Source organism: Cryobacterium lyxosi (assembly GCF_004403345.1).
In the GTDB taxonomy this organism is placed as follows: domain Bacteria; phylum Actinomycetota; class Actinomycetes; order Actinomycetales; family Microbacteriaceae; genus Cryobacterium; species Cryobacterium lyxosi.
This window is the reverse complement of the sequence record NZ_SOGT01000008.1, coordinates 56683-71813: the sequence shown is the minus strand read 5'-3', so window position 1 is coordinate 71813 and position 15131 is coordinate 56683. Positions and strand designations below refer to the sequence as shown.

Genomic DNA, 15131 nt, shown 5'->3' with positions numbered 1-15131 from the left:
CTTCAGGCGGCGGGTGACCTGCGCCGCATTATGACGATGATGCTGGCCATTATCGGCGCGATCATCTCGTTGATCTTCGGACACTCCCTCGACGGGGCGCTCCTGGCCGATTCGGGTGACAGTGCTGTCACTTCGGCGATCAGCTCCGTGCAGGTCGTCGGAACAGAGTCGGCCGCGCCGGCACTCCAGGTCAACGACGCGGATCCCTGCGCGGCGGCAGAGCCGGGGCGAGGCATCGTTCTGCCTCGGGCGCTGATTCGCCAGACCAGCGCCCTCACAGTGTTGTCTTTCGCGCCGCGCATTCGCCAGTCGGTAGCAATACGCTACCGGAGGCCCCACCTCGCCCGGTCACGCTTACCGCACTGTGCATTAGCCAGACCTAGAAGTCGAGCAGATCCCCACGGCAGAGCACCCCGCGACGCAATTCCTGCCCAAAAACAGTGCACGCCTGTCACGTGCCCCCCAAGAGCGGGTTGGTTGCGCGCTCACTGAGACCAGCGCGTCCACGGAGACCTATCGACACCCGCCTATCGGCGTCCGCCTATCGGCGCCCCAAGACTCGGCGCCTGGCGCGATGGTTTGTCTCCGGACCCATGCAGCACGCATATTCTCCGAACGAAGGACTATTTCATGACCACACACTTCACCCATTCAGCGTCCTCGCCCCCCGGAACTTCGCGCAGCGGGCGCATCCGCGGTTTCCTGACGAACGACCTGCGTTTCAATTTTCCCGCGTCGTTCGTCGTCTTTCTCGTAGCCGTACCCCTCTCGCTGGGCATCGCAGCGGCGTCGGGGGCGCCGGTCATGGCCGGTCTGATTGCCGCCGCCGTCGGCGGGATCGTCGCGGGCAGCCTCGGCGGTTCTCCGCTGCAGGTCAGCGGCCCCGCCGCTGGGCTGACCGTGATCATCGCCGGCCTCATCGACCAGTTCGGGTGGCAGGCGACCGGCGCGATCACCGTCGCCGCCGGGTTTGTGCAGATTCTCTTTGGCTCCTGTCGCATCGGCCGAGCGGCACTGGCCGTCTCCCCGGTGGTCGTGCACGCCATGCTCGCTGGCATCGGAATCACCATCGTGCTGCAACAGTTGCACGTCATGATCGGCTCTGAATCGAGCAGCTCAGCCCTCGCGAACATGACCAGCCTCCCCGCAGCGCTCGCGGCCGCGAATCTTCCGGCCATACTCCTCGGTGCCCTGGTTATCGCCATCCTGGTGCTCTGGAAACGACTTCCGCCAGCCGTGCGCCGGGTTCCAGGACAGCTCGTTGCCGTGGTCGGCGTCACGATCCTGTCGGTCCTGCTCGGTGCCAACGTGGAACGCGTTACCTTCGACGGGTCAATTCTCGACGCCCTGTCTTTTCCCGAGGTTCCCGAGGGAAATTGGCAGGCGATCATGATGGGCGTTCTGTCTATCGCCCTGATCGCGAGCATCGAATCGTTGCTTTCTGCGGTGGCACTCGACAAGATGCACACCGGCCCGCGCACCAACTTCAACCGCGAACTTCTGGGGCAGGGGGCGGCGAACATGGTCTCCGGTGCGATCGGCGGTTTGCCCGTCACCGGGGTCATCGTGCGTAGTGCTACCAACGTGGAAGCGGGTGCACGGTCGCGCACGTCCACCATTTTGCACGGCGTGTGGATTTTGGTCTTCTCGTTGCTGTTCGCCGGTCTGATCCAGCAGATTCCGCAGGCGGTGCTCGCGGGACTTCTGATCGTCGTGGGCGTGCGGCTGGCGAGCCTGGCCAACTTCCAGACCGCCCGACGCACCGGCGACCTGCTGGTGTACTGCGTCACTCTGATCGGGGTCGTGTTTCTCAACCTGCTTGAGGGGGTCATGATCGGACTCGCCTTGGCAGCCGCCCTCGTTTTGTGGCGCGTGGTCCGGGCCTCCATCCACGCCGAACCAGCGGGTCCTCCGGAATCAAAATTGTGGCGGGTCGTGATCGAGGGGTCGTGCAGTTTTCTGTCGCTCCCGCGCTTGAATTCCGTTCTGAGCTCCGTGCCAGCGGGCTCCCACGTCACGATCGATCTGGAGGTCGATTTCTTCGATCATCCGGCCTACGAGACGCTTAGCGCCTGGCAGCGTCAACACGAGAGCACCGGCGGCACGGTGCAGATCGACGAGGGCGGCGCCGCAACCCTCGAATTGGCGGCGGCACTCCCGCCCCGCAGAAACTCGGCACCGTCCACGACGCGCCTCGGTTTCGCGCCCTGGAAGGCCTGGCAGGGCCGTGACCGCGGCGGAGTCAACAGCTACGCGCACCCGCATCCGCTGAACCCGGTGATCCACGGCATCGACGACTATCACCGTCGCCATGCGGCTCGCGTGCGAGCGCACATGCAGGAGGTGGCCGACTCCCAGAATCCCGACACCTTGTTTCTGACCTGCGCGGACTCCCGCATCATTCCCAACCTGATCACGAGCAGCGGCCCCGGTGACCTGTTCACGGTGCGCAACATTGGCAACGTCGTATGCGCGCACGGTACAGAACCCTCCATCGACGCGGCGCTCGCTTTCGGTCTTGACGAACTCTCGGTAAATTCAATTGTGGTGTGTGGCCATTCCGGCTGCGGTGCCATGGCGGCCGCGCACAATGAGCAGGCGAGGGACGCGACGGAGGCTTCGGACGCGACGGAGGCTTCGGAGGCTTCGGAGGCTTCGGAGGCGGCTGCCGAGGAGAGCTCCGGCCGCGAACGGGGAGCGATCGATGCCTGGCTCGATCATGTGCGCCCCAGTCGCGAAGCCCTTCGCAACGGACATCCCGTTGGGCGGGCGGCACGAGATGCTGGTTTCAGCGAGGTCGACCAGTTGGGCATGGTGAACGTGGCCGTTCAGCTGCAGAATTTGCGGCGGCATCCGCTTGTTGGCCCGGCGGTCGCGAGCGGGCGAGTGCATCTTGCCGGCGTCTTCTACGACCTCTCCACGGCGCGGGTGATCTGGATCACGGCCGACGGAATCGACCACCTCGACCGGGTGAACGCCCCGTCACCCGAGGGCGCGGGACTGGGGGCGGCCGCGCTGTGAAGGCGTGCTATCCCACGTGCGCGGTGGATCCAGGTTAAGCGGGGAACAGTCCGTGCCCCCGTCGACGATCGAGCCGCGATCGAGCCGCGACTAACTCAACTCGACCGGAACGGCATTCCAGTTGCTGCCGAGGTTGACGACGCAGAGGTGCGGGCCGACGAAGGGGCGCAGCTCGATCACACTGTCGTCGTGGCCGAGTGTGCGCGCCACCCGCTGGATGAGCCCGAGGTGCACGGCGCAGACCACGCCGGGGTTTTCACGGGCGGCTTCGCGAAACGGGCAGGCCGTGAGCGCGATCGATTGCGTGGGCTCATCGAGTTCGGGGGCGAATTCGAGCTGGTCGAGTAATTCGACCAGCGGGGCGGCGCCCGCTTCGGTCGATGCTGCGAGGCCGCCGGTGAAGGCCTCCGACCACTTCTCACCGGCCCGAATAGCCCGGGCCCGGCCGCCGTCGTCGTCTTCGGCAAGCACGCTGGCGAGCGCGTGGCTGAGCTGGTCGCGCGTGTCGGTGCGCGTGGCGGCCACGGCACAAAAGCGGATGCGCGGCCGGCCCCGCTGGCCGGACCGTACGGCCTCTCGTTCGATGAGCCTGGCGGCCAGAAGCTGGTCGAGGTGAAACCTGGCCGTGGTGACGTGCAGCTTCATCCGGTCGGCGACGGCGGCCGCATCGAGCGGTTCGCTGGAGGCGACCAGAAGCTGGAGCACGCTGCGCCGAATCGGCGACGCCAGCGCGGCATGCCAGGCGGGAGTGCGTTCGTCGACATCCACCGTACAAGACTAACCCGGAATTATGAGTAGTCTCGTACTTTTAATCTTGCGGGCGGGCAAGCTAGAGAACGATGCGCAGCGGTTCTTCAAGCAGGGTAGTGAGATCGCGCAGGAACGCCGCCGCGACGGCGCCGTCGAGTACTCGATGGTCGACGGTCAGGGTGATCTTCACCGTTGGTACCGTCACGAGAACGCCGTCCCGTACCGCGGGAACGTCGCTCGCCGCGCCGATTGCCAGGATGCCGGCCTCTGGCGGGTTCAATACGGCGGTGAAGGAGTCGATGCCGAACATGCCGAGGTTGCTGATGGTGAAAGTTCCCCCCGACATCTGGGCGAGGGACAGGCTGCCGGTGCGGGCGAGGCCGGCCAGGGCGCGGGTTTCGGCGGCGATGGCACCGAGCGACTTCTGATCGGCATCGACGACGACGGGAACGAGGAGTCCATCGTCGGTCGCGACGGCCACGCCGACGTTGACATGGTTATGGCGCAGTATGACGCCGTCGCCCCAGGACGCGTTGACTTCGGGGTGCGCGCGCAGCGCGACCGCGCTGGCGCGCACGAACAGGTCGTTCAGACTGATCTTGGTGCCGAGGGCGGCAAGCGACTCATTGACGTCGGCGCGGAACGCGACCAGGCGTTCAACGCTGACGACGCCGGTGAGGAAGAAGTGCGGAACGGCCTGACTCTCGGTGAGTCGGCGGGCCGTGACGGCGCGAATGCGGCTGACCGGCACGGAGACGGAATCGGCCGAAACGACGGCCGGTGCTGCTGCGACCGGTGCGGCCGCCGCTGGTGCTGCGGCTGGAGGCGCCGTCGGGACAGCGGATGCTGCCGCCTCTTGGGCCAGGATCGCCCTGTCGACGTCGGTGCGCGTGATACGGCCCTGCGGCCCGGTGCCCGCGACGGTGTGCAGGTCGATGCCGTGCTCTCGGCCGATTTTGCGAGCCAGCGGCGAGGTGCGCAGTTCGCCCGTCTGGGTTGCCGTGGGCGTGGCTGGCGTGGGCGTATCCGCCGGGGGGATGACTATGGGAGTTGCTGCTGCAGCGACCGCGACTGGAGCTGCCGGGGCAGCCGCGGCTGGTGCTGCCGGGGTTGCCGGGGCAGCGCCTTCCGTGACGATGTTGCTCCCGTCGCCGATGCGCGCAACCGGTTCACCGATCGGTACGAGCGCGCCGGCGACGACGAGCAGCTGCTCGAGTATGCCGTTGTCGAAGGCTTCCAGGTCCATCGTGGCCTTATCGGTCTCGATTTCGGCGAGCACATCACCCTTGTGAATCTCATCGCCGACCTGCTTCATCCAGCGGCTGAGTTCACCCTCCTCCATGGTGTCGGAGAGACGGGGCATAATGACGTCGGGCATGGCCGGCTCCTACTTGTCGTTCGGGGTAGATGAAATATTGAGTACCTCGCGCACGACCCTGGCGAGATCGGCGGCGCTGGGCAGCGCAGCCTTCTCGAGGGATTTGGCGTAGGGTAACGGCACCTCGGCGGCGGCGACGCGACGCACCGGGGCGTCGAGAAAGTCGAAGACTCCCTCGCCGATGGTCGCCGATATCTCGGCGCCGATGCCGTAGCTGAGCCAGTCGTCTTCGAAGACGACGGCGTGGCCGGTCTTCTTCACCGAGGCGCAAATGGTGTCGCGGTCGAGCGGCCGCAGGCTGCGCAGGTCGACGACCTCGATCGACAGGCCCTCGGTCTCGAGCTGGCGAGCCACTTCGAGAGCCGTCGTGGTGCCGCGCGAGTAGCTCACGATAGTGAGGTCGGTGCCGGTCTTGACAACAGCAGCCTTGCCGATCTCGGCGACCTGCTCGTCGGTGGGAACTTCACCCTTGGCGCTGTAGAGGGAAAGGTTCTCCAGAAAAATCACCGGGTCGTCATCGCGAATGGCAGCAGTGAGGAGCGCCTTGGCATCGGCCGGGGTCGACGGGGCGACGACCTTGAGCCCCGGAATGTGCGCGTACCAGACCTCGAGGTTCTGCGAGTGGGTCGCGGCCAGCTGCTGGCCACCGCCGCCGGGCATGCGAATGACCAGGGGAATGGAAACCTGACCGGCGAACATCGACCGCATCTTGGCTGCGTGGTTCACGATCTGGTCGATCGCGATGAGGCTGAAGTTGATGGTCATGATCTCGACCACCGGGCGCATTCCGAGCATCGCGGCCCCGAGGGCTGCCCCCACGAAACCCTCTTCGGCGATCGGGGCGTCGATCACCCGGTCGGGTCCGAAGTCTTCAAGCAGTCCGGCGGTAATCTTATACGACCCCTCGAAGACGCCGATCTCTTCACCGATGAGGAAGACCTTGTCGTCACGCTCGAGCTCAGCGCGCAGAGTCTCGTTGAGCGCCTGGCGGTAGGTGATCGTGCGGGTGGTTGCTACTTCGGTGTTCACAGTGCGTCCATAACGGGTTCTCCGGGCAAAGCGGTTGGCATATTTGCCACCGCGGTCGCGTATACATATTTGAACAGGTCGTCAACGTCGGGCTCGGGGCTCTCATCGGCGAAAACGACCGCCTCGGACACGCGCACGTCGGCGGCCTCGTCGATGGCGGCGGCATCCGTTTCGCTGAGCACTCCGGCGCTGATCAGCTTGGCACGAAAGCTCGGTACCGGGTCGGACTGCTGGGCGATGGTCGTGTCTTCGCTTGAGCGATAGCGGGCCGGGTCGACTACGGAATGGCCGCGCAACCGGTAACACATGACCTCGAGCAGCACCGGTTGGCGCGACTCGCGGGCCTGCCGCAGTGCATCGCGGGCGGCGTCGCGCACGGCAAGAACGTCGTCGCCGTCGACCCGTACTCCGGGCATACGGTACGAAGCGCCGCGCTTATACAGGTCCGGCTCAGCGGATGCTTTCTCCACCGTTGTGCCCATACCAAGCCCGTTGTTGACGATCACGTAGACGATCGGAAGTTTCCACAGCCCGGCCAGGTTGAGCGATTCGTGGAACGCGCCGATGTTGGTGGTGCCGTCACCGAGCAGACACATCACTGCCGCAGCGTCGGGGCCGGCCACTTCCTGATTTTTCAAAGCGAGTGCGGCGCCGGTCGCCGGGGGAATCTGCCCGCCGACGATGCCGTAGCCGCCGAACAGGCGCGTTTCGGCGTCGAACAGGTGCATGGAACCGCCGCGTCCGCCCGAGACGCCGGTAACTTTGCCGAACAGTTCGGCCATTACCCGCTCGGGCGAGAGTCCGCGCAGCAGTGCATAGCCGTGGTCGCGGTAGCCGGTGAACAGATAATCACGGGCCTCGATGGCGGCCATCAGGCCGACCACCGTGGCTTCTTCGCCGAGGTTCAGGTGGCAGTAGCCACCGATCTTGGCCCGGGCATACATCTCGCTGGAGCGCAACTCGAAGGCACGCACCAACGACATCTGTTCGTAATACTCACGCAGGGTGTCGGCGGGCTCACCACCCGTGGACTCAACTGTTGACTCCGGTCGCGTGCGGGCTTTTGCCGCCATGTGATCCCACTTCCTGCGTGCTTCGTTTCACCAGACTAATGCTGTGTGCTGAATATTTCCTTTTTCCACCGTGCAGCGGAAGGATCTGCGGGAAGAAAGAGAGAAACTGACTGATTCTGCTGCCGCACATGATTGGCGCCCATAATGGAATCATGGCCGCCCAACCCCCGAGTTACAAAACGCTCGCCAGTCTCAGCCGCATGAACCTGCTTTACCAGTTGCAAAGCCGCGGAACAATGACCGTGAACGACCTCGCCGAAGCCGCGGGCCTGCATCACAACACCGCACGCGAACACCTTGACCGCCTGATCAACGAGGGCTTTGTCACCTGCGCGCCCGAGCCGCGCGACAGTAAGGGTCGTCCCAAAATGCTCTATAGCGCTGCGGACGGAGTCAGTACCGAGCTCGGGTCGATCCGCAGCCGCAAAATCGCGGCCGCGCAGGAGCGTGCCGACCAGCTGCGACGGATTCTGCCGCTGCTGCCCGCCGGCCAGGGGTTCGCCGGTTGCTCCGGTCCGGCTGCGCAACGGCAGCTCGATGCGCTGGACGACCACCTCGACCAGGCCGGTTTCGACGCGAGCATCGCCGCGAACCGTGAACAAGTCAACCTGCGTGACTGCCCGTACTCGGAAATGGTCAAGGACCACCCCGAGGTCTGCGGCGTGCACTACCGCTTGATTCAGGGTGTGCTGGAGCAGGCCGACGGCCCGCTGCGGGCGGTCGGCCTGAACCTCATCAACGCCCCGCACCTCTGCGTGATCGACGTGGCGGCCGTCTCCGATGCCAGCGAGAGCGAAAAGAGTGCCCGAATAGCGGATGCCGGCTCGTGTGAAGTGGGGCAAAATATTATTCACGGTATTTCGCGGTTGTAGCCCTTTCACCCAGCGGCAAAGCTTATTTCGAGGGGGAATGCCGCAGCGGCATTCCCCGGCAGGTAAGGGACAGCCGTGAAAAAGCGCATAGACACCAGCATCAGAGTTTCCACCAGCGCCGCGACCAAGCCCGGCACCGACGGCCCGGTCGCCGACTCTTTGATCAAGCTCGGCCGCTTTCTGCGCCGCGGCGAAACCAGCGAAGACCTGCGCAGCGTGTTCAAGAACGGCGGCCGCGCCGCCGACACGTTCTACCGTGACCGTTGGACCCACGATAAAGAGGTGCGGTCCACCCACGGCGTGAACTGCACCGGCAGCTGCTCGTGGAAGGTGTACGTCAAAGACGGCATCATCACCTGGGAAACCCAGCAGACCGATTATCCCAGTGTCGGCCCGGACAGCCCCGAATACGAGCCGCGCGGTTGCCCCCGCGGCGCCGCCTTCAGCTGGTACACCTACTCGCCCACCCGGGTGCGCTACCCCTACGTGCGCGGTGTACTGCTGAACCTCTATCGCGAAGCGAAGGCCCGCCTGGGCGACCCGGTGCTCGCCTGGGCAGAGATCACTGGTAACCCCGAGACTGCCCGCCAGTACAAGAGTGCCCGCGGGCAGGGCGGACTGGTGCGTGCCAGCTGGGATGAGGCCGCCGAAATCGTCGCCGCCGCACACGTACACACCATCAAGAAATACGGCCCAGACCGGGTCGCGGGTTTCAGCCCGATTCCGGCCATGTCAATCGTGTCCCAGGGCGTTGGCAACCGCTTCATCTCGCTGCTCGGCGGCACCATGCTCTCCTTCTACGACTGGTACGCCGACCTGCCGGTAGCGAGCCCACAGGTGTTCGGCGACCAGACCGACGTCCCCGAATCGGCCGACTGGTGGAACTCCAGCTACCTGATCATGTGGGGCTCCAACGTTCCCGTCACCCGCACCCCGGATGCCCATTTCATGGTGGAAGCCCGTTACCGCGGCCAGAAAGTCATCACGGTCTCGCCCGACTATGCCGACAACTCCAAGTTCGCCGACGAGTGGCTCGCCGTGCACCCCGGCACCGACGGCGCCCTCGCGCTCGCCATGGGGCACGTCGTACTGAAGGAATTCCTGGTCGACCGCCGCACTCCGCGTTTCGTTGACTATATGAAGAAGTTCAGCGACTCCTCCTACCTGATCGCGCTCACCCCGCGCCAGGACGCCTGGGTCCCCGGCAAGTTTTTGACGGCCGACGCGCTGCCCGGCACCGACGCATCCGTGTCGAGCGCTGCCTTCAAAACCGTCATGCTCGACGAAAACGCCGAACCGTTCGTGCCGAACGGTTCGATCGGCCACCGGTTCAGCGAGGCCGACAAGGGCACCTGGAACCTCGACCTCGAGGGTCGCGATCCACTGCTCTCGATAGCGGATGCCCCCGATTACGACGGTGCCACCGTCGCAATCGACCTGCCCCGCTTCGACGTCACGCCGGGCGCGGACAATGCCGGTGAACAGCACGCCGGAGCGGCCGGCATCGTGCGCCGCGGCGTACCGGTACGCCTCGTCGCCGGCGTGCTCGTGACGACCGTGTTCGACCTGCTGCTCGCCCAGTACGCCGTCGGTCGTCCCGGCCTGCCGGGCGTGTGGCCCACCGGGTACGACGACGCGTCGACGCCCGGCACCCCCGCCTGGCAGGAAGAGATCACCTCGGTGCCGTGGCAGGCCGCCGCGCGCATCGGTCGCGAGTTCGCGCAGAATGCCGAGGATTCACAGGGTCGTTCGATGATTCTGATGGGCGCCGGTACCAACCACTGGTTCCACTCCGACACCATCTACCGCGCCTTTCTCGCGCTCACCACCATGACCGGCTGCCAGGGCGTCAACGGCGGCGGCTGGGCCCACTATGTCGGCCAGGAGAAGGTGCGCCCGCTCACCGGATACGGCCAATACGCCTTCGGCCTGGACTGGGTGCGGCCGCCGCGCCAGATGATCGGCACCGGTTTCTTCTACCTCGCCACCGACCAGTGGCGCTACGACGGACTCAGCGCCGACACCCTGGCAAGCCCGCTCGGCGCCGGCATATTCACGGGACGCACCACCGCGGACACCATGGTCGATTCGGCCAAACGCGGCTGGATGCCCAGCTACCCCACGTTCAACCGCAACTCGCTCGACCTCGTCGACGACGCCGCAGCCGCGGGCCAGGAGCCAGCGGAATACGTGGTCGATTCGCTCCGGGACGGCTCGCTCGAATTCTCCTGCGAAGACCCCGACGCCCCCGAGAACTTTCCCCGCGTGCTCGTAGTGTGGCGGGCCAACGTGCTCGGCTCCTCCGGCAAGGGCAACGAGTATTTTCTCAAGCACCTGCTCGGGGCGCCTTCCGCTGTGCGCGCCGTCGAATCGATGCCGGCTCGCCGGCCGAAGACCATGAAATGGCATGAGAGCGCGCCGGAGGGCAAGCTCGACCTGATGGTCACGAGCGACTTCCGCATGACGTCGACGACTATCTACAGTGACGTGGTGTTGCCCCCGGCCACCTGGTACGAGAAGAATGATCTCTCCACGACGGACATGCATCCGTTCATTCACTCGTTCAATCCGGCGATCGCGCCGCCATGGCAGGCCAAGACCGACTTCGACATCTTTCACGTGCTCGCCGCGAAAATCTCCGAAATGTCGGTGAAGCACCTCGGCGTGCGGAAAGACCTCGTCGCCGCTCCGCTGCAACACGACACCCCGGACGGCATGGCCACGCCGCACGGCATTGTGCTCAGCGACCAACCGCTCATTCCCGGGGTCACCATGCCAAGGCTCGTCGTTGTCGAACGCGACTACCCGGCCTTCGCCGCACAGCTCGGCGCGCTCGGCCCGCTCACCGCCGCGGAAGGCATGGTCACCAAGGGGGTGAAATTCAACCCCGACGTGGAGGTCGCCTACCTCGGCAAGAAGAACGGCCTGGTGCCCAGCGGGCCAGCCGCCGGCCGCCCGCGCCTGTCGACGGCGATCCACGCCTGCGAAATGGTGCTCGCCCTCTCCGGCACCACCAACGGCCGCCTCGGCACCCAGGGTTTTCGCCAGCTCGAGGAACGCACCGGCGTCAAGCTCGCCCAACTGGCCAGCGACAACGAGGGCCGCCGATTCAGCTACCCGGATGTGCAGGGAGCGCCCGTTCCGGTGCTTACCTCCCCGGAGTGGTCGGGTTCCGAGCACGGTGGTCGCCGCTACAGTGCTTTCACCATCAACGTCGAGCACCTGAAGCCCTGGCACACCCTCACCGGTCGCCAGCACTTCTACCTCGACCACGACTGGATGATCGAGCTCGGCGAGCAGCTCCCCATCTTTCGGCCGCCGCTGGACATGCACCGCCTGTTCGACGATTCGATCGTCGGCGCGACGAGCGTCTCCAGTGCCGGGGTGACCGGGGCCGCAGGTCACGCGGAGGTCGCCGTTCGCTATCTGACCCCGCACTCGAAGTGGTCGATCCACTCCGAATACCAGGACAACCTGCTCATGCTCTCGCTCTCCCGCGGCGGGCCGACGATCTGGATGAGCCCGCAGGACGCCGACAAGATCGGAGTGCGCGACAACGAGTGGATCGAGTCGTACAACCGCAACGGCGTCGTCGTGGCGCGGGCGATCGTCTCTCACCGCATGCCGGAAGGCACGGTGTACATGTACCACGCGAAGGACCGCACCATCAACGTGCCGGTCGCCGAAACCAGCGGTATGCGCGGCGGCACCAACAACGCGCTGACCCGCATCCTCTTGAAACCCAGCCACCTGATCGGCGGCTACGCCCAGCTGTCCTTCGCCTTCAACTACCTCGGCCCGACCGGCAACCAACGCGACGAGGTCACCGTGATTCGTCGTCGCAGCCAGAAAGTGGACTACTAATGCGTGTCATGGCCCAGATGTCGATGATTATGAACCTCGACAAGTGCATCGGGTGTCACACCTGCTCCGTCACCTGCAAGCAGGTGTGGACCAACCGCACCGGTGTGGAGTACGCCTGGTTCAACAACGTGGAGACGCGGCCCGGCATCGGCTACCCGCGCGAGTACGAGAACCAGGAGAAGTGGAAGGGCGGCTGGGTACGCAACAAGCGCGGCCGGCTGCAGCTGAAGGCCGGCGGGAGGCTGAAGAAGCTCTCGCAGATCTTCAACAACCCCAACCTGCCGCAAATCGACGACTACTACGAGCCGTGGACCTACGACTACGACATGCTCACCACCGCCCCGGCCGGCACGCAAAGCCCGGTCGCCCGCCCGAAGTCGCTTTTGACCGGCCAGGACATGGACATCACATGGTCGGGCAACTGGGACGACAACCTGGGCGGCTCGCAGGAAACCGCCGCGCAGGACCCGATTCTCGCCACGATGAGCGAGCACGTGAAGATGGAGTTCGAAGAGACCTTCATGTTCTACCTGCCGCGCATCTGCGAGCACTGCCTCAACCCCGCCTGTGTCGCGGCCTGCCCCTCCGGCGCCATGTACAAGCGTGAAGAAGACGGCATCGTGCTCGTGGATGAAGACGGATGCCGCGGCTGGCGCATGTGCGTCTCCGCCTGCCCCTATAAGAAGGTGTACTTCAACCACAAAACGGGCAAGGCCGAGAAGTGCACGCTCTGCTACCCACTGATCGAGCAGGGTAAGCCCACCATCTGCTCCGAAACCTGTGTCGGACGCCTGCGTTACCTCGGCCTCATGCTCTATGACGCCGACGCGGTGCTTGCCGCGGCCTCGATCGAAAACGATCAGGACCTGCTTGACGCCCAGCGCGCCTGCTTTCTCGACCCGTTCGACCCCGACGTCATCGCCGCTGCCCAGGCGGAGGGCATGGCTGACGACTGGATCGAAGCGGCCCAGAACAGCCCTATTTACAAGCTCATCTCCGAGTACGAGATCGCCCTGCCGCTGCACCCGGAATACCGCACCATGCCCATGGTCTGGTACATCCCCCCGCTCTCGCCCGTGGTCGATGTCGTCAGCAACTCGGGCAGCGACGGGGAAGACGCCCGCACCCTGTTCGCCGCGATCGACAAGCTGCGCATCCCGGTGGAATACCTCGCCGGGCTGTTCTCGGCCGGAGACGTGGTTCCGGTCGAGCTGTCACTGCGCAAGCTCGCCGCGATGCGCGCCTATATGCGCGATATCAACCTCGGCAACGAGCCCGACGAGCGCATTCCGAACGCGGTCGGCATGACCGGTGAGACGATTCAGGCCATGTATCGGCTGCTCGCAATCGCCAAGTACGAAGACCGCTATGTCATTCCCAAGGCCCACGTTGAGACCGCGCGTGAGCTTGAAGAGCTCGGTTGCTCGCTCGACACCGACGGCGGCCCCGGCATGGGCGGCCCCGGATCCGCCGGGCACAGCGGCCCATACGGCAACACCGTGGGTATGCCACTCGGTGCCACCGTCGACAACTACAACCAGATGACCGGGCGCCCGAGTGCGACCGCGCCGACCACCCCGGGCCGGGTCAACCTGCTCAACTGGAACGGTAACGGAGCGCCCCAGGGCATGTTCCCGCCGATCGCGGATGCCGGGAGCCCCGCGTGAACGTCGGAATCCTCGGCGCACGGATGAACTTCGGCTTTCGGGCGCCCAAGACGGCTCCGCGAGCGATTGCGGCAGTTCCGCTGACGCCCGAGCAAGGAGTGATCGCGCACATGGCGGCGTCGATTCTGCTCGACTACCCCGCGCCGGAACGGCGGGCGCAGTTTTCGCTGGTGGAGGAATCCGTTGCGGATCTGCCCGGCGAGTTGCGCCGCAGCTTCCAGGCTTTTTTCACGGCGGTCAACGAGCTCAGCCAGCAGGAGCTCGAAACGCACTTCACCGCGACCTTCGACCTGAAACGCAAATGCTGCCCGTACCTCACCTACTACGCCGCCGGCGATACCCGCCGCCGCGGTATGGCACTCGTGCGGTTCGTCGAGGCCTACCGGGCGGCGGGCTGGCAGGTGGATGCCGACGAACTGCCCGACTACCTGCCGATGGTGCTGGAATTCTCAGCGCTTTCCGATTCGCCGATCGCGCAGGAACTGCTCGCCGCGCACCGCGACGGCATCGAGGTGTTGCGCTCGGCGCTCGAGAAATTCAACAGTCCCTACGCCCACCTGGTTGAGGCGGTGTGCCTGTCGTTGCCCATGATCGACGACGAGACCCGTGAACGCTACCTCAACCTGGTCAATGAGGGGCCGCCGACCGAGACGGTCGGCATGACCTACCTCGGCAATTTGAAGCCGTTTTCCGCGCACGCGAATGAAGATGTGAGAGTATGACCGCCTGGGATTACCTGCTCTGGGTCGCTTTTCCCTACGCCGCGACGGGCGTGTTCGTGGTGGGCCACCTGTTGCGCTACCGCTATGACCAGTTCGGCTGGACCTCGCGGTCCAGTCAGACCTACGAGAACCGCCTGCTGCGCTGGGGTTCCCCCATGTTTCACTATGGCATTCTCATGGTGATCGGCGGGCATGTCGTCGGCTTGTTCATTCCCAAGCCGTGGCTGGAATTCTTCGGCGTGACCGAGCACATGTACCACCTCGGTGCGACCTGGCTGGGCAGCTTCGCCGCCGTACTCACCGTTGCCGGGCTCGCCATTTTGATCTACCGCCGCCGCCTGACCAAACGGGTGCTGCTGGTCACAACGGTAATGGACAAAGTCATGTACGTGTTCCTGGCCAGTACGATTACGTTCGGCACCACGGCGACCGTGCTGTATCAAATCTTCGGCGGCGGCTACGACTATCGCGGGTCGATTTCGCCCTGGATCCGCTCGTTGTATAGCCTGCAGCCCGACCCGTCGCTGATGAGCGACGTGCCGTTCTTCTTTCAACTGCACGTGCTGACGGCCACGACGCTGTTCCTGCTGTGGCCATTCACCCGACTGGTGCACGTGTTCTCGGCGCCACTCGGCTACCTCGTGCGCCCCTACGTTGTCTACCGTTCCCGCGACGACCCTCGAGGCGCCGGTTCGCGGGCGCCCCACCGGGGCTGGGAGAAAAGCGAGCGCCCGCTGGAACGCTCCAGAAAGTAG

Annotated in this window: 11 protein-coding genes; 6 read left to right on the top strand and 5 right to left on the bottom strand. The window is 65.2% G+C overall.

Translation table 11 applies throughout. The features are described 5' to 3' along the window. Positions 1-2: 2 nt before the first annotated feature. Positions 3-236, bottom strand: coding sequence for a hypothetical protein (locus E3T27_RS16815; protein WP_206750156.1), 234 nt, complete (start codon positions 234-236; stop codon positions 3-5). A 394-nt stretch (positions 237-630) separates the two neighbouring features. Between E3T27_RS16815 and E3T27_RS06570 the strand changes: the two genes are divergently transcribed. Beyond that, complete coding sequence (locus E3T27_RS06570) at positions 631-3021, top strand: solute carrier family 23 protein (RefSeq protein ID WP_134572009.1); 2391 nt, start codon at positions 631-633, stop codon at positions 3019-3021. A 90-nt stretch (positions 3022-3111) separates the two neighbouring features. Here the strand turns inward: E3T27_RS06570 and E3T27_RS06565 are convergent, their stop codons facing one another. The 4 genes from E3T27_RS06565 to pdhA form a co-directional block, all read right to left on the bottom strand. Further along, positions 3112-3789 (bottom strand): helix-turn-helix transcriptional regulator, encoded by a 678-nt coding sequence (locus tag E3T27_RS06565; protein ID WP_134572008.1) that lies wholly within the window; start codon positions 3787-3789, stop codon positions 3112-3114. Positions 3790-3850: 61 nt separating this feature from the next. Further along, positions 3851-5149, bottom strand: coding sequence for a dihydrolipoamide acetyltransferase family protein (locus tag E3T27_RS06560; RefSeq protein WP_166786128.1), 1299 nt, complete (start codon positions 5147-5149; stop codon positions 3851-3853). A 9-nt stretch (positions 5150-5158) separates the two neighbouring features. Further along, complete coding sequence (locus E3T27_RS06555; protein WP_233200549.1) at positions 5159-6178, bottom strand: alpha-ketoacid dehydrogenase subunit beta; 1020 nt, start codon at positions 6176-6178, stop codon at positions 5159-5161. Beyond that, positions 6175-7251, bottom strand: coding sequence for a pyruvate dehydrogenase (acetyl-transferring) E1 component subunit alpha (gene pdhA, locus E3T27_RS06550; protein ID WP_104196023.1), 1077 nt, complete (start codon positions 7249-7251; stop codon positions 6175-6177). Before pdhA ends, E3T27_RS06555 begins: the two co-directional genes overlap by 4 nt. Positions 7252-7403: 152 nt before the next feature. Between pdhA and E3T27_RS06545 the strand changes: the two genes are divergently transcribed. The 5 genes from E3T27_RS06545 to narI all read left to right on the top strand — a co-directional run bounded on the left by E3T27_RS06545 (position 7404) and on the right by narI (position 15131). Next, on the top strand, positions 7404-8123 hold the full coding sequence (locus E3T27_RS06545) for a helix-turn-helix transcriptional regulator (RefSeq protein WP_166786127.1): 720 nt from the start codon (positions 7404-7406) through the stop codon (positions 8121-8123). Between the two features lie 75 nt (positions 8124-8198). Then, on the top strand, positions 8199-11987 hold the full coding sequence (locus E3T27_RS06540; RefSeq protein WP_241992156.1) for a nitrate reductase subunit alpha: 3789 nt from the start codon (positions 8199-8201) through the stop codon (positions 11985-11987). Further along, positions 11987-13654 carry a nitrate reductase subunit beta gene (narH, locus tag E3T27_RS06535; RefSeq protein ID WP_134572006.1) on the top strand — a complete coding sequence of 556 codons (1668 nt, stop codon included), beginning with the start codon at positions 11987-11989 and terminating at the stop codon, positions 13652-13654. Before E3T27_RS06540 ends, narH begins: the two co-directional genes overlap by 1 nt. Next, a complete protein-coding gene (gene narJ, locus E3T27_RS06530) occupies positions 13651-14376 on the top strand; it encodes a nitrate reductase molybdenum cofactor assembly chaperone (protein WP_241992155.1) in 726 nt (241 codons plus the stop codon). Before narH ends, narJ begins: the two co-directional genes overlap by 4 nt. Further along, positions 14373-15131, top strand: a complete 759-nt coding sequence (gene narI, locus E3T27_RS06525; protein WP_104196019.1) for a respiratory nitrate reductase subunit gamma — start codon at positions 14373-14375, stop codon at positions 15129-15131. Before narJ ends, narI begins: the two co-directional genes overlap by 4 nt.

Bases quoted from the DNA above. Each gene is read 5' to 3' on its own strand.
- E3T27_RS06545 (WP_166786127.1), top strand. From the start codon at position 7,404: ATGGCCGCCCAACCCCCGAGTTACAAAACGCTCGCCAGTCTCAGCCGC.
- E3T27_RS06570 (WP_134572009.1), top strand. From the start codon at position 631: ATGACCACACACTTCACCCATTCAGCGTCCTCGCCCCCCGGAACTTCG.
- pdhA (WP_104196023.1), bottom strand. From the start codon at position 7,251: ATGGCGGCAAAAGCCCGCACGCGACCGGAGTCAACAGTTGAGTCCACG.
- E3T27_RS16815 (WP_206750156.1), bottom strand. From the start codon at position 236: ATGCCTCGCCCCGGCTCTGCCGCCGCGCAGGGATCCGCGTCGTTGACC.
- E3T27_RS06560 (WP_166786128.1), bottom strand. From the start codon at position 5,149: ATGCCCGACGTCATTATGCCCCGTCTCTCCGACACCATGGAGGAGGGT.
- narH (WP_134572006.1), top strand. From the start codon at position 11,987: ATGCGTGTCATGGCCCAGATGTCGATGATTATGAACCTCGACAAGTGC.
- narI (WP_104196019.1), top strand. From the start codon at position 14,373: ATGACCGCCTGGGATTACCTGCTCTGGGTCGCTTTTCCCTACGCCGCG.